Raw genomic sequence first — 22,763 nt, 5'->3', positions numbered from 1 at the left:
CTCCTTGCACTTAGTTGTGGTTTTGACATTCATATTTCCAGGTGCAAGATGTGAGAATATAATACTTCTTATCTGAACCTTGATTGACGTATAATGTCCGGCTGGGGTCTGTTGCTTTAAAAAATTCTAGTAAATCTATGGTCATAAAGTTATCTTATATGTCCTAGATATGCTTGTAATTTATAATAAAGTTACTTACAGCATTTGTGATGGCTTTTCCAGAAAATTTTCGGTTTTCTCTTCCAGAGACTTTACTTTTATTGACTAAACTGCTATTTGTATGGTTCAAGAGCGCTTTTCATGCAATTGCCCTTTTGTAGTGCTAGAAGTGATTGCCTCAGTGGCGATCGCTGATAATCCAATTTCAGCATTGAGTTAGTGCTGACTAAGCCTTGAGCTATGCTGTCGCTTAACCCAAGCTATAATATCATGTCCGCTTAATGACTTATCATTTAGGTTGACGCTCTTACACGGGAACATGGAGAGAAGTCTGAGCGCCGACTGACGGCGTTCGCGTTGGCGTTAGCAAGTCTTCAGATCCCACATAATCTTAGCGATCGCCTTGACGTACCCAATTTCTGGTTATTCATATCTAGCAAGCTTTTTGCCTTTTTCTCACCGTCGAACTCACCGAAGAGGCTCCAGGGAAGGGGGCTCTTAGCAGGGGGAGCAAGCCCTTCTCAAGAGCGTGGAGCTTGGGAGCAGCGGTACGAAGCCTCACCCCGGAAGGGCGCTCGGCTGGGGCAAAGTACAAGCTTTGTCCCAGCCTTTCCCCCTGCTCCCTGCTCCCTGCTCCCCTGCTTCTTTTGACACATCCTATGAGATTAGCGATCGCTATAAATGCCTCGTCTCGGCTGGAGGTGAGTCCCAGTTGTTGTTACGACCATCAGTGAATCGAACGGGTGCTTCAGCTATCTCTGCTATATCGGCGTTGTCGAGAGCAGCCAATTGAACTGTAATATAGTCCCCACCAACCTGTTCATGATACCCACGCGCAAACGAGTGTAGGCCGCAATGCTTACAGAAAAGATGATGTCCAATCTTTAGTCCGAACTGGTAGTCACTTAAGTCACTCTCGCCGGAGAGCAATCGGAATGCACTAGGCTTGATGATAGCGTTCCAATTCCGCGTTTTCGTACAGAGTGAGCAGTTACATTTGTTTGTACCCAAGCTCAGGTTGATGTCGGCTTCAAATCGAACTACACCACAATGGCAGCTTCCAGTAAAGGTTTTGAGCATCACAAACTTCCAAGAAGTTATCTCTAAAAAGTCTACAGGTTCTGAGGGCAACCTTACGCTATGCATTAGTCACATCTTTCTTAACAAAAGAGTGAAAGTGTAGAACGTAGATATAGCAGTAGTTGGGGAATTGAAGCCAAGATTTGAAAAGTAGGCGATCGCATTGACTAGATATTAAAACTTTTAATGTATTGACTTATACGCAAATTACTCCACTCGCACTGCGCTCGCACACATATAACCCTCTTCAAAATGCACCATAACCACGTTAAGCTGAATTAGAGTAGCAATTGTATTGCGCTTTTTAATATGCAAATCTCTGTTCTTGTCAAATTTTAATTTTTTCTGCTTGAGAAACCCGGAATGCTAGACCAAATTTTTGATTACCTCGACTTTCATTTTAGCCTTGAAGCCCTTATAGTTCTGGTGATCCTGGTGCTTTTAGAGGCGCTGTTATCTGCCGACAATGCCATCGCCTTGGCTGCGATCGCAAAAGGGTTGGAAGACAAGGAACTTGAGCGTAAAGCTTTGAACTTTGGTTTAGTCGTTGCTTATGTGCTGCGAATCACCCTGATTCTCACTGCCACTTGGGTACAACAATTCTGGCAATTTGAATTATTGGGCGCTGCTTATCTGCTGTGGCTGGTATTCCAACACTTTACCTCAGAAGAATCCAAAGACGAGCACCATCACGGCCCGCGTTTTAATTCATTGTTGCAAGCAATACCCGTGATTGCATTTACAGATTTGGCATTTTCTTTGGATAGCGTGACAACTGCGATCGCAGTTTCTCAAGAAAAATGGCTAGTGTTAACGGGTGCAACAATTGGTATTATTACGCTGCGATTCATGGCGGGATTGTTTATCCGTTGGCTAGACGAATATGAAAACCTAGAAGATGCAGGCTATGTAACTGTGGCCTTGGTGGGCTTACGCTTGTTGTTAAAAGTGGTCAACGATAGCTTAGTTCCACCAGAATGGATCATGATTGCTGCCATCTTCCTGATTTTAGGCTGGGGATTTTCTAAGCGTGTTAATACTGAATTACCCCAAGTAGAGCCGGAAAAGAGCGAAGTCTCAAAATAAAAAGAGCAGGGGGCAGGGGGCAGGGGGAAATAACTAATTCCAAGTCCCCAGTACCCAGTCCCCAGTCCCTAATATCTTACTCGTGCAACCAAGGCGTTAAGTGTGGTTGCCAACTAACCAATTCTTCATCCTTAAACCATAAGGCTACTTCCTGTTGCGCGGTTTCTGGAGCATCAGAACCGTGAATTAAGTTGCGACCAATATTCAGTCCAAAATCGCCGCGAATCGTTCCCGGTTCTGCTGTTAAAGGGTTTGTCGCACCAATAATCTTTCTGGCAGATGCAATAACGCCATCTCCTTCCCATACCATCGCTACCACTGGGCTAGAAGTGATAAATTCCACTAGACCACCAAAAAAGGGACGTTCTCGGTGAACACCATAGTGTTGTTCAGCCAATTCCCGACTGACTTTCAGTAACTTTAAACCTACTAGGGTAAAACCTTTAGTTTCAAAGCGACGGATAATTTCTCCCACTAATCCCCGCTGGACTCCATCAGGCTTAATTGCTAAGAATGTGCGCTCCATTGCTATCTCCCAAAGCTTAATAAAGTTTTTATCTAGTCAATTGTCCTTTGTCCTTTGTCCTTTGTCCAAGGGTTTTGCACTAATGACTAATGACCAATGACTAATGACATACGACTTTTGACCAATCAGAGTTTATCTCAGAAATTATCCTTGGGTGCATATACGTTCCTAGATGAATGCGCTAAATTGTTAACTCGTGGGTGAAAAACAGAGGTTAGGAAGAAATGGGTGTTGACTCAACTGCTACATCTGACGAGGTGGTACCAGTACCGTCCAATGGACAAAAAGAAGTGAAAAATCATAAGCACAAAAAGCTGTTACCACCGAGTCCTACCACAGGAGATTTACCTCGCTCCTGGAAAATTGAGGATAGCGAAGCCTTGTACCGCATTGAAGGATGGGGACAACCTTATTTTTCCATTAGCGCTGCTGGACACGTGACCGTAGCACCCAAGGGCGATCGCGGGGGATCTCTTGACTTGTTTGAATTGGTCAACGCCATGAAGCAGCGCAACTTGGGACTTCCCATGTTGATTCGCTTTTCCGATATTTTGGAAGACCGGATTGAGCGGTTGAACGCTTGTTTTGCCAAAGCGATCGCTCGCTATAATTACCCTGGTGTCTACCGTGGCGTGTTTCCCGTTAAATGCAATCAAGAACGGCATTTGATTGAGGATTTAGTGAAATTTGGCAAACCCCATCAATTTGGTTTAGAAGCCGGTTCCAAGCCAGAATTAATGATTGCTCTAGCTGTGTTGGATACACCAGGAGCATTGTTAGTTTGCAACGGCTACAAAGACCGAGAATACATCGAAACGGCAATGTTAGCCCAAAGACTAGGGCAAACACCAATTATCGTCTTAGAACAGATTGAAGAAGTTGATTTGGTGATCGATGCCAATCGCCAGTTAAGTATTAAACCAATATTAGGAGTTCGTGCTAAACTCAGTACCCAAGGCATGGGACGTTGGGGAGCCTCTAGTGGCGATCGCGCTAAATTTGGTTTGACAATGCCTGAAGTAATCGAGGCTGTTGACAAGTTACGGGAAGCTAACCTGCTCGATTCTTTGCAGTTAATGCACTTCCACATCGGCTCACAAATCTCTGCCATTAATGTGATTAAAGATGCCATCCAAGAAGCCAGCCGCATTTATGTAGAATTGGCAATGCTGGGAGCAGATATGAAATACCTTGATGTTGGTGGCGGCTTGGGCGTAGATTATGATGGCTCCCAAACCAACTTCTATGCATCCAAAAATTACAACATGCAGAACTATGCCAACGACATCGTGGCAGAGTTAAAAGATACCTGTGCTGAACGGGATATTACCGTACCAACACTGATTAGTGAAAGTGGACGAGCGATCGCTTCTCATCAGTCGGTGCTGATTTTCGACGTTCTCAGTACCAGTGATGTCCCCCTGAATCCACCAGAACCTCCACAAGAGGGAGAATCCCCAATTATTAATTATCTTTGGGAAAGCTTTCAATCCATCAACCAAGAAAATTACCAAGAGTTATACCACGACGCTGCACAATTCAAAGAAGAAGCCATCAGTCGGTTTAACTTAGGAATTTTACGCCTCAGAGAACGAGCCAAAGCTGAACGCCTCTACTGGGCTTGTTGTCAAAAAATTCTTAACATTACTAGACAGCAAGAATACGTACCAGATGAACTGGAAGACCTAGAAAAAATTATGGCTTCCATCTACTACGTCAATATGTCAGTGTTCCAATCAGCACCAGATTGCTGGGCGATTGACCAGCTATTTCCGATCATGCCAATCCATCGTTTGGCTGAAGAACCAACGCGGCGAGGAATTTTAGCAGACCTCACTTGCGACAGTGATGGTAAAATCGACCGCTTTATAGACCTACGTGATGTCAAATCGGTTTTAGAGTTGCATACCTACAAGCCAGGAGAACCCTATTATTTGGGGATGTTTTTGAATGGAGCTTACCAAGAAATCATGGGCAATTTGCACAACCTGTTTGGTGACACCAACGCCGTTCACATCCAATTAACGCCCAAAGGCTACCAAATTGAACACGTTGTCAAAGGTGACACCATGAGCGAAGTAGTAAGCTACGTTCAGTATGACTCCGAAGATATGGTGGAAAACATTCGCCAGCGCTGCGAGAAAGCATTAGAAGAAAAGCGCATTACCTTAGCGGAATCTCAACGACTACTGCAAACCTACGAGCAGAGTCTTAGAAGATATACGTACTTAAATAGTTAGGATTGGGAATTGGGCATTGGGCATTGGGCATTGGGTATTGGGAAAAGGACTTGGGGACAAGGAGAAAGACTTGTTGCAAGTTCTCACCTCTTATCCCCTTGTCTCCCTCATCTTCCCCACTCCTCATGCCCCATGCCCCATTCCCTAATTTGTATTTGTCCCCAACAATTCCTCTATCGCTTGTCGCTCAACAGGTGTATGTGATGGCACTGTTTGACGGGCATCGGTAATCAGCCAGTCTAAAGCAGCCGCTTGAACATCGATCGCAGCGCCAGTTTTATCTACGCAATAACGTCCAAATACCAGCTTATCGACTAACCGGACTCCAGGGCCTAGGCGCGACCATTCAAAAATTACGCTGTTTTCCACTGTTGCACCACTACATATCCAACAATTGGGGCCAATCATCGCTGGCCCGACAATTTTAGCTCCGTCTTCGATTCTCGTCATCCCGCCAATGTAAACGGGGCCTGTGATATCCACTTTGTCCCAATTGACGGCAACATTTAAGCCAGTGTAGATACCGGGGGCGACTTCATGACCAGGAATTTGCACATTTTTGATTTCACCCAGCAGCACACCGCGAATCGCCCGCCAATAGTCTGGGACTTTACCAATATCTACCCATTCAAAGTCCATAGGAATGGCGTAAAACGGGGCTTTGATTTCTACCAATTTGGGAAACAATTGGCTACCAATGTCATATTCGACATTAGAGGGAATATAGTTAAAAACCTCTGGCTCAAAGATGTAAATACCTGTGTTGATGTTGGTGCTGAGGGCTTCTTCAGTTGAAGGTTTTTCTTGGAAAGCTTTGACACGTCCCTCTTCGTCAGTCACAACCACACCATAGCTAGAAACTTCTTCCTTGGGTACAGATTTAGTGATAATGGTAGCGATCGCTCCTTTGGATTTATGCCATTTAACAGCCGCAGTTAAATCCAAGTCAATTAAAGCATCACCACATAAAACTACAAAGGTATCATCAAAAAACGGTGAAAAGTCTTGGATGCGCCGCATCCCTCCAGCTGAACCTATCGCTTCGCCCACCAGTTTACCGTCGTCATCAATTTTCCCTTCAAAGGAATAGGCAATCTGCACCCCAAATCGCTGACCATCACGGAAATAGTTTTCTATTTCCTCAGCCAAATGACTAACATTGACTAGAATCTGGTCAAATCCATGATGGCGTAACAGTTCTAGCAAAAACTCCATCACTGGCTTTTGCAGGATGGGCATCATCGGCTTGGGCATAGTGTACGTAATCGGACGCACGCGAGTACCCTTGCCAGCCGCGAGAATCATCGCTTTCATAAAAATTTATTCCTCAACCACAAGCCAGTTTACTTTCATCGAGTGATACTTTATCATCAGTTTTTATTTCTGCTCTAAGTCATCCCCCAGAATAGGGATAACAGGAATTTAGTGGTTATAACAACCATTGATATACTTAGATGACAAGCGATCGCTTATCTTTTCAATTTACTCGGATTTTGGGGCTGAATCAAAAATCTATGACAAGGTAGGAAGCAGCTATGCTGAAACCCAGGAGGAAAACCCCATAAATATAGCAAAGTGCTGTTAGCGGATAGCTAAGGTTTAGCCCGTGCTGAGTGCTAAGTGCTGAGTAAAAACCCGGTTAATTCAAGGTTTTGAGCAACCAACACTGTCCTAACCTATGTGACTACAGCTAACTTTGCGCTCCTCTGCGTTCTACTTTGCGCTCCTCTGCGTTTAAACTTAAACCCTCAATTCACCACGAATTTACGAAACTGTAGACTTAGTTCATCGGATGCTCAAAAGGTTTGCCAATATTAGCTGAATCTCTAATTAAGCGAATTTTTATTTCATCATAAAAGTCCTCTTGAAATAGCTCTACTTTCGATTGAGCCGAGAGTAATAGTAGTGCCCAGAAAACACTAACTAGGTTACTGTGTTTAGACTCATGTCCAGACCCATTTTGGTTGAGAAGCTTTGTCTTAGTCCATAATTCTACAAGTTGTTCTAAATTCAACCAATTTTGTTCTAAACTTAGCTCTCTTGTCGATAATTTCAATACCTGCTCCAGTTCTCCAGCGACTTCTGTCAGATTTTCCTGGTGGGCTAACTCCAGCGCCTCTCGCATACTTTGGACGCTAGGTTGACGCCTGGGACGGATAGGTTTGCTGACTTTTTCTACCAGTTTGAGTTGGTTAGCCATAATCTGCAATTGCTCAATTAACTCTTGCAGAGTCACCCGACGCTTTGGTGGCGGCATCGCCGCTGGACGACGACGTAATTGCCGTTCTAAGGGTAGACGATGACCCTGAGGTGATATACCGTCTTCACCTGACAATAGGGCATCATCCTCTACACCATCTTGTGCATCTCCTACTGTTGACAATTGCATCAACGTATTTGCCTTGAATAATACCAGCATTGATGCTGATAAAAATGCCTGTCCAGATTGAGACAAGTCCGCTTCATAGCCTCTTGTTATTGCCCCAGGTGCCATCAGTTCTAAATAGCGGTCAATCACCTCAATCACTTGGACATCCCAAGGATCAATTTCCCCCTGCTCGGCTTGGTAAATCAAAAATGTGATTGTTTCTAATAGCTCGGAAGCTTCCATCAACAGGTTCTAAGTTTAATTAATGAGAATCAAAAGACTATAAATTCAACACTAAACTAATTGACTATTGGCAAAGCGTGTACCTTATACATTCGCTTGCGCTTCTTTTATTCAGAAATTGCCTGCTGGCAGTATCCTCTAGAATTTGTAATCGATCACCATTGTGAATTGTGAGATTAGATTGTGCAACTTTTCACTTTGGGCATTGGGCATTGGGCATTGGGCATGGAGAAGAGACAAGGTAGACAACGAAGAGGGGGGACAAAGGAGAGACTTGTTCAATAATTTCCCTGTTGTCCCCTTGTCCCCTTGTCCCCTCATCCCCCTGCCCTGCCACCTTGATCAGGAGGTGAGTCATGGGCAATAGTGACAGTTGAGACAAAATTACTCGGCTTGCCGCTTTTAATAGCGTCGAAAGTGCCCTTAATAGTACCAGCAATCGGAACAGCAACAAGTGTCCCTAACAAGCCAGCAATCTCAAATCCCATTAGAATAGACACAAAAATCCAAATGGGATTCAGTCCGATAAAATTGCCGAGTAACCTGGGAGCTAACAAGTTATCTTTAAGCTGCTGCATGAGAATTGCCGCGATCGCAACTTGAACTGCCAACCACCAATTTTGCAGCAGCACTAAAATCGTCACCAGACCAATACCCAGAGACGCCCCGATAAAGGGAATGAGTTCTGAGATACCAATTAATATGGCAAACAACAGGGCAAAAGGCACCTTTATCACTAAGAAAATTGGTGTCAGGGTTAGCACCATGAACAATCCTAGTAACAGCTGGCTGAGGAAGAAATTCTGAAAGTTTAAGCGCAAGGATGTGGTCAGGGGATCTCCAATGTTAGAGGGCAAAAGATTGATCAGACCATACCAGACGCGATCGCCATATAAAAGCATATAAAATGCAAGCACAATTACTAACACTAAGTCAAGTAATCCTGAAAGCAGTGTTCCAGCAAATCCTACTGCACCAGAAGCTAGCTGTTGCACCACATTCTGAATGTTGGCATTGATTTGACTGCTCACAACCCTCAGATCGATTGGCAAACGTCGTTGCTTTGCCAGCATCTCAAACTGCTCTAGGTTTGCTTGACTACCGGCTAACCAATCAGGAATCTTATTTAACAGTTGAATTGTTTGGTCAATAATCAACGGCACTAGGGTGACGCCCAGAATCCCAAGCAGCGTTAATGTTGCCAGTAAAACTATGATTACCGCCTGAGTGCGCGTGATCTGAGCACGTTCAAAGAACTTAACCGGGTAATTTAGCAGAAAAGCCAGAATCGCCGCAATGCTCAAGACAGTAATAGGATGCTGAAAATAGCGAAAAAGCAGGGTTAGTAGCCAGATATTGAGAGCGATAACTGGACCGCTCAGACCATAAATTAAGAGACGTTGGAGGGAGGCCGAACGGCGCATTTTATGCAACCTATTTTAGATATTCTTTGAGAGAGTTTGTAAAATTCTTGATGGCGCTGATCGTCATCCGATCATCATCATAGATATTTTTGAGAAAGATATATATAAGCGTATCTGATAGCAAGGAAACAAATCACAATGGACAAAACCGTAGCTGACCTTCGCAAAGACTACACTTTGGAAGGTTTGAGCGAACTCGAAATAGACCTCAATCCTTTTATCCAATTTAAAAAATGGTTCGATCAGGCACTAGCAGCACAACTCCCTGAACCCAATGCCATGACCATTGCCACAGCCACACCAGACGGTAAGCCTTCAGCCAGAATGGTGCTGCTTAAGAATTTTGATGAACGGGGCTTTACCTTCTTTACCAACTACAACAGTCACAAAGGACAAGAATTAGCAGAAAACCCCCAGGCGGCTTTAGTCTTTTGGTGGGCAGAACTGGAGCGTCAAGTCCGAATTTCGGGGTATGTGGAGAAAGTTTCCGAAACTGAGTCTGACCAGTATTTTCACAGTCGTCCTGCCAACAGTCGCCTGGGTGCGTGGGTATCTAATCAAAGCGAGGTGATAGAAAGCCGAGAAGTCTTAGAGCGACGCTTGCAGGAGTTTCAAAGCAAATATAAAAATCAGGAGATTTTTCGACCGCCTCATTGGGGAGGCTTACGAGTTATTCCTACAGAAATTGAGTTTTGGCAAGGACGCCCTAGCCGTCTGCACGATCGCTTGCTCTATAGCCGTTTAGATAATGGCACTTGGAATATTGAGCGGTTGTCACCCTGAAGAAGAGGCAGGGGAGCAGGGGAGAATTCTTGAACAAGTCTCTCCCTTGTCTCCCCCCTCTTCCTTGTCTACCTTGTCTCTTCTCCATACCCAATGCCCAATGCCCGCATCACATTACCAGTGGGCGATCGCATCTTGAATTGCTGCCCTTGCTTCTGATAGAGATTGGGTACGGGCATCACCTTCATTCAGGCTATTAGCGTTAATAAATTGAATGTCTGTAATCCCAATAAAACCGAAAATTGCCCGCAGGTAGGGTTCTTGAAAATCATAAGCAATGAAAGGGGATGTTGCGCTAAAATCACCGCCGCGAGTTGTAATGATAACCGCCTTTTTACCCTCGACTAATCCTCTATAGCCTTGAGCATCTAAAACAAAAGTCCGGTTAGGGCGAACGATTTGGTCAATGTAAGCCTTTAAGGTGGAAGGTATATTAAAGTTATACATTGGCACTCCAAAGACGTAGCGATCGGCAGCTAAAAATTCATCAACTAACTCGTCAGAAATCCTGATTGCCTCAGCTAACTCTGGAGTATGGGTTTCTGGTGGTGAAAATGATGCTGCAATCCAAGCTTCATCAACGTGAGGAACTGGGTAATGCCCTAAATCTCGATAAGCGATCGCATCTTCAGGATGTGCTGCTTTCCAAGCACTGACGAATTCCTTGGATAATTCTCTGGAGTGCGATCGTTCACCACGGGGGCTGGAATCAATATGTAGAATGTTTACCATCAAATATCTCCTGATTAACTAGGATTTCTGCTTTTACTTTTTTTAAGTCTATATTTCAAAGCATTACATTAGATACTAAAAGTAACTAGTTAATAAAGTAAAGTAGTTACTATAAAGTAACTACCGGATAATTTTGGCTAACTTATCGATGTCTGCTTCTAAAAATCCTGATGCTTGCCCAATAAGTATTTTGATGTCCTTATTAACAGGGCCCTGGACAATGTATATACTGTGGGTGTTGTGTAATAGTGGGCCTACTCGCTTTGGTGCATTGAAGCGCCAAGTAGAAGGCATCTCAACCAAAGTGCTGACAGAAAGACTGAGGATGCTTGAGGCAGCAGAAATTATTTATCGCCAGTATGAACCAACTATCCCACCTCAAGTCACTTACGGTCTTACAGAACGCGGCCAGGAACTCATTGAAATCCTTCATCAACTCAATGCACTTGCTGAACGTTGGTATGGCAGTGAACAACGAGAACATAGCAATAGTAATGTTTAAGCTTAAATTACACAAGTCTTATCTCAAACCTAAGTATTTTTAGGGTTATTGTCTAAGATATTTTGACTAAGCCCCGTCCGTGGGGCGGGGTTGCAGGTTTGGGGTGTGGGGTTGCAGGTTCTAGAGAGCCCCAACAACCATCGGGTCACTTGCCCCGTCAATTCACTGGCGTAGCAAAAGGTCTGTGTCACAAGCCTCGACCAATGCCGTCCTCCCTATACCCTACACCCTACCCCCTATACCCTATTAGTGACTGTGGGCTTCAAGACAGTTCCATCCACACCGAAAGCTCCTCCATATCAAATAGAGGAAGTTTTTGAATACCAGCTTTTTCGAGGCTGTTGTCTTGTGTACTTCCGCGCCAGATTACGCAGAGTACGAAGTCCACGATCGCTCCCTCATTACGCAGCGCTTCGGTACTTTTTACAACCTGACCACCTGTTGTAATCACGTCTTCAATAATACACAATTTTTTCCCTTGGATATTAATTCCTTCTGCTATCTTCTCAGTACCATATTCTTTTTTTGTCTTCCGAACAAAGACAACTGGTAATTCAACTTCTAATGAAATTGCTGTTGCTAAAGGAACTCCCCCTAATTCCAACCCTGCTAGAATTTCCGTGCCTAGTGGAATCTTTTTTGCCATTTCTTTAGCTAACTGCTTTAGTAACAAAGGATTAGATTCAAACTGATATTTATCAAAATAATGGGAAGATATCTGACCAGAACGTAACCGAAACTCTCCATTTAAGTAAGAAACACGAACAATTTCTTTGCCTAATTCGCTATGACTCATTTTTACAAAAAGCTGGGGAAAGTGTAAAAAAGCCGATGGAGAATGCATCGGCTTAACTGACAATATTCAACAGATAAATAGTCTACTGTTCCTGGATCGCTGCTGCTTTGGGAGGAAACTGAATTCTGGGATCTGGCATGAAATTGTATCTCAAATACAATCCTCCTGAGACAAACAGGATAATTAACAACCCACCGATACCAAGGGGACTAGGAAGCCAGAAAATAGCTTCTATATGGTTTAGCTCACCAGGCTGGAGTTTCCATACTAGTTGATTGCCATTTTTTTCTGGCTCAATTGCAGTTTCAGTTAGTTGAACATTTTTGGCTCCCCAAGGAGTCTTCAAGCTAAATTCCAAATCGAGAATTGAACCAGCATTAGCTAGTACATTACCTTTGCTGGCGATTAGAGAGAGCGATCGCAAATCCAAATCATAAATCAACCGATTTCGGACTAAAAGTAAAAAATTATTCTCCTCCAAGAGGACGTTTGATTCAATTTTCGGCAGTTCTGAGTTAGATTGGCTCTCTACAGACTCAGAGGGTTGATTTGCACGGGAGTTAAAGAACTCGTTGAACTTCTCTTGCAATTCCCTACCACTGCTAAAAGGAATTGTGACGATGATTTCTTCTTGGGAAACTCGCTGTACTTTACCTTCAAGTTGACGGGCACGACGTTCTATGCTCTTTAACCATTCGTACACCGAATCACCACTAAAACTGGTTAGCCGTTCTCCCAACTTAATATGCTGTACTAGTTCGCCACTATTTGAGTTGTCAAAATTAAGCCCCACATCATACTTTACACAGCCAGTCAGTAGCAGAGATGTTAACAGCACTAGCCACAGAATAGGATTTCGCATGGGAAAGACCGGGTTCATTCGATTTCGACCATTCAGTGGTGAGAGCAATTTCATCTTTGCCAACACAAAACTAAATGGTCTGACTAACCACCAGAAAATCTTTCCGAAAATTGAAGAATTCATAACTATAAATCTCCCCAAAAGTCAAACTTTTTAACCAATATTGACTTCTTAGTATTGTTTGAGATTCCTGGAATACCATTTTGATCGCTCTGGGACTGGGTAAGAAAATATGAGTAAGATTTAGTCTGGGTCTGAATTTTCATTCAAATCTTCCCAATGCCCAATCCAAAATTATTATCAGCCAGGAGTTCCTGAAAAATTCAACCAAACCAAGTACGAGATGGTTAAAACAATGGCAATTAGCGCCACCCAGATAAAGCGATTATCTCTGGTATTGACCTGACTGAGGTCAACAAATTCTGGCTCGGCAGGTTTAGGCTTTTGCTCCCCAGAAGATTTAGTAGACTTAGCAGGTACAGAAATTTTGAGTTCATTATTGGCTAATGCGCCCAAATCGGGGATTTCGGTCATCCATTCGCTGGGTCTTTTCAGCTTTGGTGCTTTTAAGATATAAAGCATCTGCCGCGCTTGTTTGCTGATTTCAAAATGGGCATGACGTTTGAGTCTTTCGCAAAGAGCGATCGCATCATCCGTGCGTCCAGCTGCTTCATAAGCTGTCACCAGATAAATTTCTACTTCGCCCCCAAGGCGAGAATTACGAGCTAACAGAGCGCTGGCCTTTTCTAAATTTTCTACGGCTTGGCGGTATTGCCCATTCTCAAAGGCAACTTTCCCAGTCTGGTAGCGGGTTTTAGCAATTTCTAAACTTTCTGTACTCACGTCTTATACAAAAATTAGCACTGTTTTCATTTTGCCAATGCCAGCAATCTTTTTGGAATCTTTTCAAAAACTGGCAATCTAAAAGTGAATAAACTTCTAAAATTTTAACTAAGTAGCTGCGACTATTTTCTGATTAAAAATTCCGGTATCTTATGCAGGTGAGCAAAATTATGTTGAAAATCAAGCATTCGCAACTGAATTGGCTCTTAACAGGTATGACTTTAGCAGTGATGGGTGTAAGCATTGCTCCAGCTTCTGCCCAGTCTGTGATCGTGATTGATGGTGGTTATGGAGTCAGGCAATCGCCTGCTGTGGGTTCCTTTATTTATGGTAGTCCGATTCCCACACCTATGCCTGTAGATCCGGCAACGGGATTAATATCACAACGCAATCATTACCGCGATTATTCCTATCCCCAGTTCAGGCAGAACTTGAGAAATTCCACGCTGATTAATCCAACTTACCCCGATTATTCTTATCCCCAGTTTAGGCAGAACGTGAGAAATTTCACCCCGATTAATCCAACAATTCGAGATTCAACCCTAGTTAATCCGGTGATTATCAATAATTCATGGCGTCGTACACCATTTAGCGGCGGGCGATCGCGGGTTATTATTACCTATCCTCGGTAGGGTGGGGGAGATGAGGGGGATCAGAGGGATGAGGGAGATGAGGGAGATGAGGGGACAAACAAAACTCCTAACTCCTAACTCTTTACTCTTCACTCTTCACTCCTCACTCAGCACTCAGCACTCCTCAACTCCTAAGAGGTAAACTGCGAACCGAGAATCATCGTCCCAATCCCAACATCAGTAAAGATTTCTAGTAACAGAGCGTGAGGAATGCGACCATCAATAATGTGTGCTGCACGGACTCCTTGAGCAAGCGATCGCACACAACAATTCACTTTAGGAATCATCCCACCGCTAACTATACCATTGGCAATCAACTCGCGGGCTTCACGAATATCTACTTTCGGAATCAAAGTAGATTGGTCTTTATAATCTTTTAAAATTCCACTGGTGTCGGTCAATAAAATTAACTTTTCTGCTCCTAATGCAGCAGCGATTTCCCCAGCTACGGTATCGGCGTTAATGTTATAAGCTTGCCCTGTCTCATCTGCGGCAACGCTGGATACTACCGGAATATAGGCATTGCTAGCAAGGGTTTCCAAAATCTTAATATTCACATTGCTGACTTCCCCTACAAAGCCGATGCCTTCTTGACCTTGGGAACGGGCTGTAAATAGATTACCGTCTTTACCGCAAAGTCCTACAGCCAATCCACCAGCTTGGTTAATCAGGGAGACAATTTCTTTATTAACTCGACCAACTAAAACCATTTCCACCACATCCATTGTGGCGGCATCAGTGACTCGCAGACCATTCTTAAATTGTGGTTCTATTCCCAGCTTATCTAACCAACTGTTAATTTCTGGGCCACCGCCGTGTACTACAATTGGACGCAAGCCCACGCAGGATAAGAATACAATGTCGCGGATAACTTTGTCTTTGAGTGTGCTATCTTTCATCGCTGCGCCACCATATTTGACAACAACAGTGCGACCGGCGAATTGTTGAATATAAGGTAGTGCTTCGCTTAGTACACGTACACGAGTGGCTTCAGCTTGCCTGATGTATTCAGAATCGTTGACCGTCATGAGGAGCCTAACAGAGAGAGTTAAAACCTATTTCAGTCAGTGTAGAAGACTTTGTAACTCCTCACAATCTCTGCTGCCAAAGTTGAGTATGTTTGTACTATAATGACTCTAGCAATCTAGCTGGATTTGTAAAAATATGGTTGCTTGTTGTGTAGATAACACAGCAATAACAGTAATAGACATCTCCGAAAATGATCAAAGCCTTTATGTGGCTGGCTATAAGATGTAAATGCAATCATCCTAAATTAGCTAGTCTGTATGAAAAAATAAGGCTTTGAGATATTTACTGTTGATAATTAGGCAAAAATATCTAGTTATATGCGTTTATTTGAACCTGAGCAAACATTTTGCCTTTTTCTAAACCTTGTACGAACGTCAATGTTACCTGTCGTAGGTTTTAATTTCCAATTTCGCGCTTGTCTGAGAACCATTTCATCCAATTCATGGTTTCCTGATGAACGAACAAGACGTACATTACTAACATTACCTCGCCCATCAGTATCAACAGCTACTTCTACCCTGGCTTGAATTCTTTGATTTGTTGGTGAATTAGCAATTGCTTGAGATGTTCTGGAATTTCTTACATCTTTTAAACACTGTATTAATTTACTACTATTTGGTGTTTCTGCGCTTGCATTCCTTGTTGTAGCCGAGCAAATCAACCAACTGGGTATCAAAGCAAAAATCAGTGTTAGAAATAGTTTATTTTTTCTCATGAATGCCGTTGTCTGAATTAATCAGAGATTCATTTTATTCTACTTAATACTCTGTACCAAGCAGCCATTTTTACGTAAAACCTATGCATTCATCACATCTTTTCGGGACAGTTTGGGATAGTTTCGGGACAAGCGTCCCAGTGGACAACCCTTAATTAACAATGCTCAGGAACGGTCGGGACAGTTCGGGACTTCAGGACATACTGCCTCTAAATGGGGTTTAAGGCGTGTTTTCCAATAGTCCCGATTGTCCCGATTACTATTCAATTGCCTCATATCTGCCTTGGTCATCTATAGTGGGAGCAACACGATTTTCTGAAGTTGGACAAAAAAGGAGCGACGATGCTCCACCTTGCCTTCTTGCGATCGCAAACGCTGCATCATCGTCCTCGGCTTCGATTGCTCCTTTGCCTATAATAATCGCAGAAACTCCACAAATAGAGGAGCCGATTGCCAGTAAGCTTGTGAGTTACTGAAGGTAGCATAAAAATCGTCCTACTAAAGAGTGATTTGCTTAATCTAACTAAAGATTAGTTCAATTGAAGTGAAAACTGTTTATATATATGTGAAAGTATTTTCACGCTTGTTTTTTCCTTATTTCCCTTACGACATTTTTTGTTTACTGTGTCAATGCATAAGTCCTAATAAAATGAAAAACTTAATTTATTTAGGAATTCAGTATTTGTCTGGAGCCTTTCTGCTCTGGCTCTGTTTCGCAGGAGTTGCATGGGCTGATGAAGATCGGGACGCTACACCTGATGAACGAGCCAAGGTAGAAGAGGTTCTGAAAAAGCAAAGTTGTCCTTCTTTTGACGATGTTGACTTTATCTTCAGGAGCAATCTCTATAAGGTTAACGATGTTATCTGCAATGATGGCAAGAAATACGATATTCTTCTTGACAAAAACTTCAACATTGTCTCTAAGCAGGAAGATCGCGATTAAGAGATTGTTGCCATTGAATGGCGATATTTTGGTTGAATATTTTATTCTTTGGATGGCCAAAATTTGGTAACTTGAGTTTTATTAATGAGAAACTTGTGTTTTGAGAACACTAGGAATTGCCTTAAGTACTCGCTTGGCAACGTCTTCAGGTGTTATCTGTCTCTCGCTCGGTGATGTGCAAATCGGCTTGAGAGTAAAGTGGTGTTCGTTGTTCGAGGAGCGATCGCATTACGCTACGCCATAATCTGTATACTGACGCTTGTATGGAGCTTGCAAACCCAAGACAATATCCTCTCGTGGTACTCCCATGATCGCTAATTCCTCTGCCGGATTGCGATCGGTTAAATTCTGTTGTAGCCAAATTTTGCCATATTTAATATCAAAATGTATCACGCATCGATAAATACGATTAAATCCTTGCCAACCGACATTCATCCATTGATAATGATTGCGTTCTGTGTCTAAAATGAGTTGGACTTCGACATCATTATCCGAGATATTATCACTGGCATAGTTCGTCAACAATGTTTTAACATACTCTTGATATTTTGTTAGTTTATCCACTCTACAATCACCTCATCTACTGGATTGTAAACAATTAATAGCACCTGATACTGTTTGATCGCAGTTTGAGTAAACTCCAGTTGAAAAAATGTTTGGTACGTATCCAATGGAACTGCTAAGTATAATACTCGCTCTGGTTCATATCCCGCTAATGCTAGACGGTAACTAAGGAATTGTCCCAAAGCGGATTCATTAGGGGTGTAAGGGTTTAAGGGTGTAAGGGTGTAAGGTGAAGTCCTTTGGATTGAAACCAAAGGACTTCACGGTTGCCCTTCTTATTGCTGGGCTAAAGACTCATGCGGGTGGTTGGGGCTAGTTCTTCCCCCCCCTACCACCATGCAACCCTCACACCCGCCCCAACGGGGCTTGGTAAAAATCTGTAATTGCCGAGGGGTTTAAAAAGCTTTTGATTTCAATTGCTATTTTTTCATTTCCTTTTTCTGCGGCAATTATTTTCTCTGCACCTAAATCAATTTGGAAGTTGACCAGAAAGAAAAAGGTACAAGCCCCTAAATTTATTTATGGAAAAAGAAAAAATGTATTTCGAGACGTGCAACGCAAGAAATACGGCGTCGTTGTTACAAGCCCCTAAATTTATTTATGGGGTTCAAAATGTTTGACTTTTGACTTTTGACTTTTGACTTCCCCGAAGGGGCTGACTTCCCCAAATTTAAATTTTAATGGATCGCTCGTAATTATCCATTGTTCTTTTTGCAAAGCTTTTTTAACTGATTCATGAAAAATATCTTTTGCAGACACAGTTTAGATCAATACTTCCCCATTAATGAGAAACTTGGGTTTTGAGAACGCTAGGAATTGCTTCAAGTACTCGCTTGGCAACGTCTTCAGGTGTATCTCCCTCTCGCTCGGTGATGTGCAAATCGGCTTGAGAGTAAAGTGGTGTTCGTTGTTCGAGGAGCGATCGCAACTTAGCTTTAGGATCGCCATCTTGCAGCAGTGGTCTTGTGGTATCCTCAGCTAAACGGCTGTAAATTATCTCCACTGGCGTATCTAGCCACACTATCAAACCGTGGTGCAAGTAACCCCAATTTTCTCGCCGCAGTACAATGCCCCCACCAGTTGCTATAGTCAACTTTGTAAAAGCACAAACTTGTGAAAGCACATTACTTTCTAACTGGCGAAACCCTGCTTCACCTTCCTCGGTAAATAACTGATTGATGGATTTACCTGTTACTTGGGTAATGACATCATCGGTATCTACAAACCCATAGCCCAGTTCTTTTGCTAGTAAGCGCCCTACTGTCGTCTTACCAACGCCCATAATACCAATTAAGTATAGGTTGACTCCTTGTAATAAGCTTCTCACCAGTTGCTTCGCTCCAATTATTTTTGAGTACTGAGTCACAGTTTTAAATTATAAACTCAACAACTCAATCTAAGATTTAGAAATACAAAGTTTTGCACCGATCACCCAACTGGATAAAATTAATAGAAGATTTACGACGGTTACTGAGTAAATACTACCCATTAGCAGGAGATGATTATCTGTTTCAGGGTCGCAGTGATGGACATATAAGCGAAGATTCAGCCGCTAGGATATTACGCACTGCCTGTAAACAAGTTGGGATAATTGGAGTTTTAACCCACAGCTTTAGAAGGACTGCTTTAACCCTGATGAGTAATGCTTTTATTCCATTACGTGTAATTCAAGAGATTAGCGGACATGGGAACTTAGAACAATTGCAGCGTTATTTAGAGGTGACTGATGAACAGGTGTTAGGGGCGACGGCTAGTTTGTCTATGCTGTCTCCGGTTGGGGAGAATGTCAGGAAATGGGCGTTAGACGACATTCCTTTAAACCAAATAAAAAAGTAAAATTGAAAGAAAACAAAGAAAATGACTGATACACCATTTCCAAGTCGGATTGACCGAATTGAAGAAATCCTTTTAGGCGTGGCACAGAGACAGGCAGAAACTCAAGAACAACTTAACGAACTAGCCAATAACGTTGACCGTGTTCTGAGTCGTAGTGCGATTTTAGATGACGTACTGCTTGAATTACGCGATAGCCACGAACAACACCAACGCAATTTTGAGGAGCATCAACGCACCACTAACGCCGCTCTACAAAGTCTTGAATCTATCTTGTTACAGTTAATTAGAAATAAGGCAACTTAGTTCCCCACCTGCCTCATTCTCTACTCACATCCACCCACACTTATCGCATCCCGTTAGGTGGGTTTTAAGGCTAAATAATCATTTGTCAGAATAGATTTTCTCTATACGCAAAAATCCGCTTAGTTACTAAGCGGATTTCAAACTTGTGTTTATTTCAAGTCTTATATAGGGATAACATTTGCAGCGATCCCACCTTTTGGACCATCTTTAACGTCAAATTGAATATTTTGACCCTCAGCTAGCGTTTGAGAACCATTGCCTTGAATAGCTGAAAAATCAACGAAAACATCTTTAGATCCGTCCGCAGGTGTAATGAAGCCAAATCCTTTGTTTTCATTAAATAATTTTACTTGTCCTTTAATGCGAGCGCCGCCTACAATTGTCGCTACTTCTAAATCATCAAGCTCCTCAATATGAGAAGCTTGATGATTTTTAATTTCTATTGCTTTTACTTTTTTGATATCCACCAATCTTAATAGTAGTTAAATAACAGGCTAGCAACTGTAACTACAAAAACAACAAAAACAGTAAAATATCCTACCTTTCCCACCTTTCCTACTCTGTACGGATACTGGAGATACAAAATAATCTTAGTGAAAAGTGGGTTTAGTAGGAAAGGTAGGATGTTTCTAACGCCCATTAGACGACATTCCTCTAAAGGATTCTTATAAATACGTGAGTTCAACGGGTTGATTTAGGTAAAAAAAGCTGAGACTGGAATTAAACGAAAAATACGCATGGTGTCTCAGCAACGTTAACTTAGGCAATAGATTAACAATTCTTCTGTGAAATTATTATAAGTAATAAACGATGAATTTCTTAGGAATGTAGTAACTTCCCGGAAGTAACTAGATAATTGCTGTATAGTGAGCGCTACGCTTAACCAAAAAATTAAAGTAGCTTGTTTGAAACTTTATCCGAACAATATCTGTCTATCCAAATAATCAGGGTTTTTACTCCGGTGGGTAATTTTAAGTATACACAATACTGTGTTTCTACCAGCACAGGATCATTATTCTAAAAGTTCAGTTATAACAAGACCTGCTCAATTAAATGTTTCTGATAAAGGTGTAAATAATGACTGATTTACTGCGATCACCCAAAAAAGCTTGTAAAGAAATTGAAGTTTTGACACAAAGACTACTGCATATTCCACCCCAATAAGCCTGAATGAATAAATATTGTATGAATGAGGTGTCAACCATGACTCGAATTCGTGACGTTGTAGAAAGAGCTTTAGCAACTGGCTATTTAACAGTTGAAGCTGAAGATCAACTACGACAACTGTTGACTACCCGATATGACTTGGAAGATTTTAATGCTTTCATGACTTTGCAGGAAGCTGCCATGACTGGTAGGGTCAAGCAGGAGTCTAGAGAGCGGTGTGGCATTAAATAGAGATGTAGCCTGCTAGTACATCTCACCGACGGGGGCGTTTACCATCATCTTCAAAATTATCATCATCCTCAAAAAATTCCCAATCATCATCATCCGCTTGATTGCTAGTTGGCGGCTGGTAAGGGGGAATAATTACTCGGTAATCAGCATCGTAAATTGATTCAGTTTTTCCCGCAGCTGTATTTTTTGGCTCGCGGTAGCTGTAGGAGTAAACTGAACCAGACCGAGAACTCCTTTTGGCTTCTGATTGACGTTCGTAAGTTGTTGAATCTCTAGGCTGTTGAGCTTCAGGGTTAGGAATAGGCGCTGACTCTGACTTTTCATCAAAGTTCCAATCATCATCTCTACTGCTATTTGTCTCCCAATCATCAAATCCCTCACTGCTAGGCTCTTCTCTTTTACTAGCTGGTGGTGGAGGACTGGCAGGACGAGATGTAGGTTCTTCTCTTTGGGTTGCTTTGGCACGAGTTGAAGTGGCGGTTCTTCTGTTAGGAGTTTGGCGTTCTCCTGCCACAAAATAATTGGATAAGTTAAACAAGGTAGAAATCAATATAGATGTGAAAGCACCAGTGGCAGTACTGAACAAAATCCATATCGCTAGTGGTAATGGTTGAGTTCGCACGCCCAAAAATACTAGCGATAGGGCAGGTGAGAAATTTTGGACTAATAACAGCGTTAGTCCTCCCAGTACTGCCACCAATAGAATTAAGCGAATTACAGCCATAGCAATTTTGTCAGTTGTCAGTTATCAGTGGTTAGTAGTCAGTGGTCAGTTATCAGTCTGATTATTCTTCGCTAATTACTGTTCACTGACTACTGACACTATCAGCCATCTCTATCATTACCTTTTTAGGACTATTGTGAAATTTACCAAGCCCCGTTGGGGCGGGTGTGGGGGTGTGGGGTTGCATGGTAGTAGGGGATATCTAGCCCCAACCACCCGCATGAGTCTTTAGCCCAGCTATAAGTTGGGCAACCGTGTTGTCCTTTGGTCTCAATCCAAAGGACTTCACCTTACACCCTTACACCTTTACACCCCTAATGAAAATAAATCCACTCAAGGCGTTAGCGACGACCTTGCCACCGCTGAATTGGGATGCAGTCAATACCTAGTTGATCTAAAGCACGGGCAACTACAAAATCAACTAAATCCTCAATGGTTTGGGGATTATGATACCAGGCGGGAATAGCGGGGACAATTCTAACTCCAACTTCTGCTAAAGAGGTTAAGTTACGTAGGTGGATGAGGCTAAAAGGCGTTTCACGCGGGACAATAACCAGCTTTCGCCCTTCTTTGAGTTGGACATCTGCTGCCCGTTCTAGTAAATCGGAACTTAAGCCAACCGCTAGCTTTGCCACTGTACTCATGCTGCATGGAATGATCATCATCCCCAGAGTGGCAAAGGAACCACTAGCAATCCCGGCTCCAACATCACTCCAAGGATGGCAGCGTAGTTTACCGTCAAGTGCAACTCCAGCTTGCTCTCGCCAGAATTGTTCTTGCCCAGTTGGTTCTGGTGGCATCCGAATTTCCTGTTCTGACTGCCAAACCATGTAAGTTGATTTAGAGGCAACCAATTCAATACTATACTCCGCTTCTAGCAAAAATTTGATCGCGCGAACAGCGTAAATCAGACCAGATGCGCCCGATACGCCTAAAATTAAAGGTTTAGTGTGATTTGACACGTAAGTTTTAGTG

Annotated in this window: 26 protein-coding genes and 5 pseudogenes; 10 read left to right on the top strand and 21 right to left on the bottom strand. The window is 42.7% G+C overall.

Going from position 1 to position 22,763, the window contains the following annotated elements:
• Positions 1 to 10 precede the first annotated feature (10 nt).
• Both HWQ58_RS37070 and HWQ58_RS37065 read right to left on the bottom strand, forming a co-directional pair.
• Positions 11 to 145 carry a hypothetical protein gene (locus tag HWQ58_RS37070; RefSeq protein WP_292873618.1) on the bottom strand — a complete coding sequence of 45 codons (135 nt, stop codon included), beginning with the start codon at positions 143 to 145 and terminating at the stop codon, positions 11 to 13.
• Between the two features lie 689 nt (positions 146 to 834).
• On the bottom strand, positions 835 to 1,305 hold the full coding sequence (locus HWQ58_RS37065; RefSeq protein WP_292873616.1) for a GFA family protein: 471 nt from the start codon (positions 1,303 to 1,305) through the stop codon (positions 835 to 837).
• 297 nt (positions 1,306 to 1,602) lie between these two features.
• Here HWQ58_RS37065 and HWQ58_RS37060 point away from each other — a divergent pair, with 297 nt between their 5' ends.
• The gene (locus HWQ58_RS37060; protein ID WP_292873614.1) at positions 1,603 to 2,325 is read left to right on the top strand and encodes a TerC family protein; all 723 of its coding nucleotides are present in this window, start codon (positions 1,603 to 1,605) and stop codon (positions 2,323 to 2,325) included.
• 76 nt (positions 2,326 to 2,401) lie between these two features.
• Here HWQ58_RS37060 and ndk read toward each other — a convergent pair whose 3' ends face one another.
• Positions 2,402 to 2,851 carry a nucleoside-diphosphate kinase gene (gene ndk / locus HWQ58_RS37055; protein WP_104910011.1) on the bottom strand — a complete coding sequence of 150 codons (450 nt, stop codon included), beginning with the start codon at positions 2,849 to 2,851 and terminating at the stop codon, positions 2,402 to 2,404.
• A gap of 224 nt (positions 2,852 to 3,075) precedes the next feature.
• Here ndk and speA point away from each other — a divergent pair, with 224 nt between their 5' ends.
• Positions 3,076 to 5,091 carry a biosynthetic arginine decarboxylase gene (gene speA / locus HWQ58_RS37050; protein ID WP_292873612.1) on the top strand — a complete coding sequence of 672 codons (2,016 nt, stop codon included), beginning with the start codon at positions 3,076 to 3,078 and terminating at the stop codon, positions 5,089 to 5,091.
• Positions 5,092 to 5,235: 144 nt separating this feature from the next.
• Here the strand turns inward: speA and HWQ58_RS37045 are convergent, their stop codons facing one another.
• The 3 genes from HWQ58_RS37045 to HWQ58_RS37035 form a co-directional block, all read right to left on the bottom strand.
• Complete coding sequence (locus HWQ58_RS37045; RefSeq protein ID WP_292873610.1) at positions 5,236 to 6,405, bottom strand: NDP-sugar synthase; 1,170 nt, start codon at positions 6,403 to 6,405, stop codon at positions 5,236 to 5,238.
• Positions 6,406 to 6,871: 466 nt separating this feature from the next.
• Positions 6,872 to 7,702: a ScpA family protein gene (locus tag HWQ58_RS37040; RefSeq protein WP_292873608.1), complete on the bottom strand. Its 831-nt coding sequence runs from the start codon at positions 7,700 to 7,702 to the stop codon at positions 6,872 to 6,874.
• Between the two features lie 317 nt (positions 7,703 to 8,019).
• Positions 8,020 to 9,126, bottom strand: coding sequence for an AI-2E family transporter (locus tag HWQ58_RS37035; RefSeq protein WP_292873606.1), 1,107 nt, complete (start codon positions 9,124 to 9,126; stop codon positions 8,020 to 8,022).
• Between the two features lie 138 nt (positions 9,127 to 9,264).
• Between HWQ58_RS37035 and pdxH the strand changes: the two genes are divergently transcribed.
• A complete protein-coding gene (pdxH, locus tag HWQ58_RS37030; RefSeq protein WP_292873604.1) occupies positions 9,265 to 9,909 on the top strand; it encodes a pyridoxamine 5'-phosphate oxidase in 645 nt (214 codons plus the stop codon).
• A gap of 114 nt (positions 9,910 to 10,023) precedes the next feature.
• Here the strand turns inward: pdxH and HWQ58_RS37025 are convergent, their stop codons facing one another.
• Complete coding sequence (locus tag HWQ58_RS37025) at positions 10,024 to 10,641, bottom strand: FMN-dependent NADH-azoreductase (RefSeq protein ID WP_292873602.1); 618 nt, start codon at positions 10,639 to 10,641, stop codon at positions 10,024 to 10,026.
• A gap of 148 nt (positions 10,642 to 10,789) precedes the next feature.
• Between HWQ58_RS37025 and HWQ58_RS37020 the strand changes: the two genes are divergently transcribed.
• Positions 10,790 to 11,143 (top strand): helix-turn-helix domain-containing protein, encoded by a 354-nt coding sequence (locus HWQ58_RS37020; RefSeq protein WP_292873600.1) that lies wholly within the window; start codon positions 10,790 to 10,792, stop codon positions 11,141 to 11,143.
• Positions 11,144 to 11,405: 262 nt separating this feature from the next.
• Here the strand turns inward: HWQ58_RS37020 and pyrE are convergent, their stop codons facing one another.
• The 3 genes from pyrE to HWQ58_RS37005 all read right to left on the bottom strand — a co-directional run bounded on the left by pyrE (position 11,406) and on the right by HWQ58_RS37005 (position 13,644).
• Positions 11,406 to 11,939: an orotate phosphoribosyltransferase gene (gene pyrE, locus HWQ58_RS37015; protein ID WP_292873598.1), complete on the bottom strand. Its 534-nt coding sequence runs from the start codon at positions 11,937 to 11,939 to the stop codon at positions 11,406 to 11,408.
• Between the two features lie 82 nt (positions 11,940 to 12,021).
• Positions 12,022 to 12,924 (bottom strand): DUF3153 domain-containing protein, encoded by a 903-nt coding sequence (locus tag HWQ58_RS37010; RefSeq protein WP_292873596.1) that lies wholly within the window; start codon positions 12,922 to 12,924, stop codon positions 12,022 to 12,024.
• A 177-nt stretch (positions 12,925 to 13,101) separates the two neighbouring features.
• Positions 13,102 to 13,644: a tetratricopeptide repeat protein gene (locus HWQ58_RS37005; RefSeq protein ID WP_292873594.1), complete on the bottom strand. Its 543-nt coding sequence runs from the start codon at positions 13,642 to 13,644 to the stop codon at positions 13,102 to 13,104.
• Positions 13,645 to 13,814: 170 nt separating this feature from the next.
• On the opposite strand from HWQ58_RS37005, the gene HWQ58_RS37000 reads away from it, so the two are divergent.
• Positions 13,815 to 14,276 (top strand): hypothetical protein, encoded by a 462-nt coding sequence (locus HWQ58_RS37000; RefSeq protein WP_292873592.1) that lies wholly within the window; start codon positions 13,815 to 13,817, stop codon positions 14,274 to 14,276.
• A gap of 131 nt (positions 14,277 to 14,407) precedes the next feature.
• On the opposite strand, the gene argB is transcribed toward HWQ58_RS37000, so the two are convergent.
• From argB to HWQ58_RS38675, 3 genes and pseudogenes are all read right to left on the bottom strand, one after another.
• The gene (gene argB, locus HWQ58_RS36995) at positions 14,408 to 15,304 is read right to left on the bottom strand and encodes an acetylglutamate kinase (protein ID WP_292873590.1); all 897 of its coding nucleotides are present in this window, start codon (positions 15,302 to 15,304) and stop codon (positions 14,408 to 14,410) included.
• 314 nt (positions 15,305 to 15,618) lie between these two features.
• Positions 15,619 to 15,834, bottom strand: a pseudogene (locus HWQ58_RS36990) (TonB family protein); the annotation flags it as partial.
• Between the two features lie 445 nt (positions 15,835 to 16,279).
• A complete protein-coding gene (locus HWQ58_RS38675) occupies positions 16,280 to 16,438 on the bottom strand; it encodes a hypothetical protein (protein ID WP_366839312.1) in 159 nt (52 codons plus the stop codon).
• 231 nt (positions 16,439 to 16,669) lie between these two features.
• Here HWQ58_RS38675 and HWQ58_RS36980 point away from each other — a divergent pair, with 231 nt between their 5' ends.
• Positions 16,670 to 16,963: a hypothetical protein gene (locus tag HWQ58_RS36980; RefSeq protein ID WP_292873586.1), complete on the top strand. Its 294-nt coding sequence runs from the start codon at positions 16,670 to 16,672 to the stop codon at positions 16,961 to 16,963.
• Positions 16,964 to 17,063: 100 nt separating this feature from the next.
• Positions 17,064 to 17,207, top strand: a complete 144-nt coding sequence (locus HWQ58_RS36975) for a hypothetical protein (protein WP_292873584.1) — start codon at positions 17,064 to 17,066, stop codon at positions 17,205 to 17,207.
• Here HWQ58_RS36975 and HWQ58_RS36970 read toward each other — a convergent pair.
• The 5 genes and pseudogenes from HWQ58_RS36970 to HWQ58_RS36950 form a co-directional block, all read right to left on the bottom strand.
• Positions 17,192 to 17,527, bottom strand: coding sequence for a XisI protein (locus HWQ58_RS36970; RefSeq protein WP_292873582.1), 336 nt, complete (start codon positions 17,525 to 17,527; stop codon positions 17,192 to 17,194). The genes HWQ58_RS36975 and HWQ58_RS36970 overlap by 16 nt on opposite strands.
• Positions 17,515 to 17,712: pseudogene (locus HWQ58_RS36965) on the bottom strand (element excision factor XisH family protein); the annotation flags it as partial. The gene HWQ58_RS36970 and the pseudogene HWQ58_RS36965, both read right to left, overlap by 13 nt.
• 166 nt (positions 17,713 to 17,878) lie before the next feature.
• Positions 17,879 to 18,013 (bottom strand): annotated as a pseudogene (locus HWQ58_RS36960) (element excision factor XisH family protein); the annotation flags it as partial.
• 141 nt (positions 18,014 to 18,154) lie between these two features.
• Positions 18,155 to 18,286, bottom strand: a pseudogene (locus tag HWQ58_RS36955) (element excision factor XisH family protein); the annotation flags it as partial.
• Positions 18,287 to 18,308: 22 nt separating this feature from the next.
• Complete coding sequence (locus tag HWQ58_RS36950; protein WP_292873638.1) at positions 18,309 to 18,854, bottom strand: shikimate kinase; 546 nt, start codon at positions 18,852 to 18,854, stop codon at positions 18,309 to 18,311.
• 113 nt (positions 18,855 to 18,967) lie between these two features.
• Here HWQ58_RS36950 and HWQ58_RS36945 point away from each other — a divergent pair.
• Together HWQ58_RS36945 and HWQ58_RS36940 are read left to right on the top strand one after the other, a co-directional pair.
• Positions 18,968 to 19,363: pseudogene (locus HWQ58_RS36945) on the top strand (tyrosine-type recombinase/integrase); the annotation flags it as partial.
• Between the two features lie 21 nt (positions 19,364 to 19,384).
• On the top strand, positions 19,385 to 19,666 hold the full coding sequence (locus tag HWQ58_RS36940) for a hypothetical protein (protein ID WP_292873576.1): 282 nt from the start codon (positions 19,385 to 19,387) through the stop codon (positions 19,664 to 19,666).
• Between the two features lie 161 nt (positions 19,667 to 19,827).
• On the opposite strand, the gene HWQ58_RS36935 is transcribed toward HWQ58_RS36940, so the two are convergent.
• On the bottom strand, positions 19,828 to 20,028 hold the full coding sequence (locus HWQ58_RS36935; protein ID WP_366839310.1) for a cold shock domain-containing protein: 201 nt from the start codon (positions 20,026 to 20,028) through the stop codon (positions 19,828 to 19,830).
• 841 nt (positions 20,029 to 20,869) lie between these two features.
• Between HWQ58_RS36935 and HWQ58_RS36930 the strand changes: the two genes are divergently transcribed.
• Positions 20,870 to 21,064 (top strand): hypothetical protein, encoded by a 195-nt coding sequence (locus HWQ58_RS36930; RefSeq protein WP_194042092.1) that lies wholly within the window; start codon positions 20,870 to 20,872, stop codon positions 21,062 to 21,064.
• A gap of 22 nt (positions 21,065 to 21,086) precedes the next feature.
• On the opposite strand, the gene HWQ58_RS36925 is transcribed toward HWQ58_RS36930, so the two are convergent.
• Both HWQ58_RS36925 and HWQ58_RS36920 read right to left on the bottom strand, forming a co-directional pair.
• A complete protein-coding gene (locus tag HWQ58_RS36925; RefSeq protein ID WP_292873573.1) occupies positions 21,087 to 21,788 on the bottom strand; it encodes a LapA family protein in 702 nt (233 codons plus the stop codon).
• A 341-nt stretch (positions 21,789 to 22,129) separates the two neighbouring features.
• On the bottom strand, positions 22,130 to 22,750 hold the full coding sequence (locus tag HWQ58_RS36920) for a flavin prenyltransferase UbiX (protein ID WP_292873571.1): 621 nt from the start codon (positions 22,748 to 22,750) through the stop codon (positions 22,130 to 22,132).
• Positions 22,751 to 22,763 lie beyond the last annotated feature (13 nt).

The organism is Nostoc sp. LPT, from assembly GCF_017115165.1.
Classification (GTDB): Bacteria; Cyanobacteriota; Cyanobacteriia; order Cyanobacteriales; family Nostocaceae; genus Nostoc.
Note: the sequence above shows the minus strand (reverse complement) of the source record. Positions and strands in the feature narration are given on the sequence as shown.

Coding starts and splice junctions, on each gene's coding strand:
- pyrE (WP_292873598.1), bottom strand. CDS start 11,939: ATGAGTCATAGCGAATTAGGCAAAGAAATTGTTCGTGTTTCTTACTTA.
- HWQ58_RS36940 (WP_292873576.1), top strand. CDS start 19,385: ATGACTGATACACCATTTCCAAGTCGGATTGACCGAATTGAAGAAATC.
- HWQ58_RS37040 (WP_292873608.1), bottom strand. CDS start 7,702: ATGGAAGCTTCCGAGCTATTAGAAACAATCACATTTTTGATTTACCAA.
- HWQ58_RS37020 (WP_292873600.1), top strand. CDS start 10,790: ATGTCTGCTTCTAAAAATCCTGATGCTTGCCCAATAAGTATTTTGATG.
- ndk (WP_104910011.1), bottom strand. CDS start 2,851: ATGGAGCGCACATTCTTAGCAATTAAGCCTGATGGAGTCCAGCGGGGA.
- HWQ58_RS37060 (WP_292873614.1), top strand. CDS start 1,603: ATGCTAGACCAAATTTTTGATTACCTCGACTTTCATTTTAGCCTTGAA.
- HWQ58_RS37045 (WP_292873610.1), bottom strand. CDS start 6,405: ATGAAAGCGATGATTCTCGCGGCTGGCAAGGGTACTCGCGTGCGTCCG.
- HWQ58_RS37010 (WP_292873596.1), bottom strand. CDS start 12,924: ATGAATTCTTCAATTTTCGGAAAGATTTTCTGGTGGTTAGTCAGACCA.
- argB (WP_292873590.1), bottom strand. CDS start 15,304: ATGACGGTCAACGATTCTGAATACATCAGGCAAGCTGAAGCCACTCGT.
- HWQ58_RS37035 (WP_292873606.1), bottom strand. CDS start 9,126: ATGCGCCGTTCGGCCTCCCTCCAACGTCTCTTAATTTATGGTCTGAGC.
- HWQ58_RS36980 (WP_292873586.1), top strand. CDS start 16,670: ATGAAAAACTTAATTTATTTAGGAATTCAGTATTTGTCTGGAGCCTTT.
- HWQ58_RS37065 (WP_292873616.1), bottom strand. CDS start 1,305: ATGCATAGCGTAAGGTTGCCCTCAGAACCTGTAGACTTTTTAGAGATA.
- HWQ58_RS37000 (WP_292873592.1), top strand. CDS start 13,815: ATGTTGAAAATCAAGCATTCGCAACTGAATTGGCTCTTAACAGGTATG.
- HWQ58_RS37025 (WP_292873602.1), bottom strand. CDS start 10,641: ATGGTAAACATTCTACATATTGATTCCAGCCCCCGTGGTGAACGATCG.
- HWQ58_RS36930 (WP_194042092.1), top strand. CDS start 20,870: ATGACTCGAATTCGTGACGTTGTAGAAAGAGCTTTAGCAACTGGCTAT.
- speA (WP_292873612.1), top strand. CDS start 3,076: ATGGGTGTTGACTCAACTGCTACATCTGACGAGGTGGTACCAGTACCG.
- HWQ58_RS36925 (WP_292873573.1), bottom strand. CDS start 21,788: ATGGCTGTAATTCGCTTAATTCTATTGGTGGCAGTACTGGGAGGACTA.
- HWQ58_RS37070 (WP_292873618.1), bottom strand. CDS start 145: ATGACCATAGATTTACTAGAATTTTTTAAAGCAACAGACCCCAGCCGG.
- pdxH (WP_292873604.1), top strand. CDS start 9,265: ATGGACAAAACCGTAGCTGACCTTCGCAAAGACTACACTTTGGAAGGT.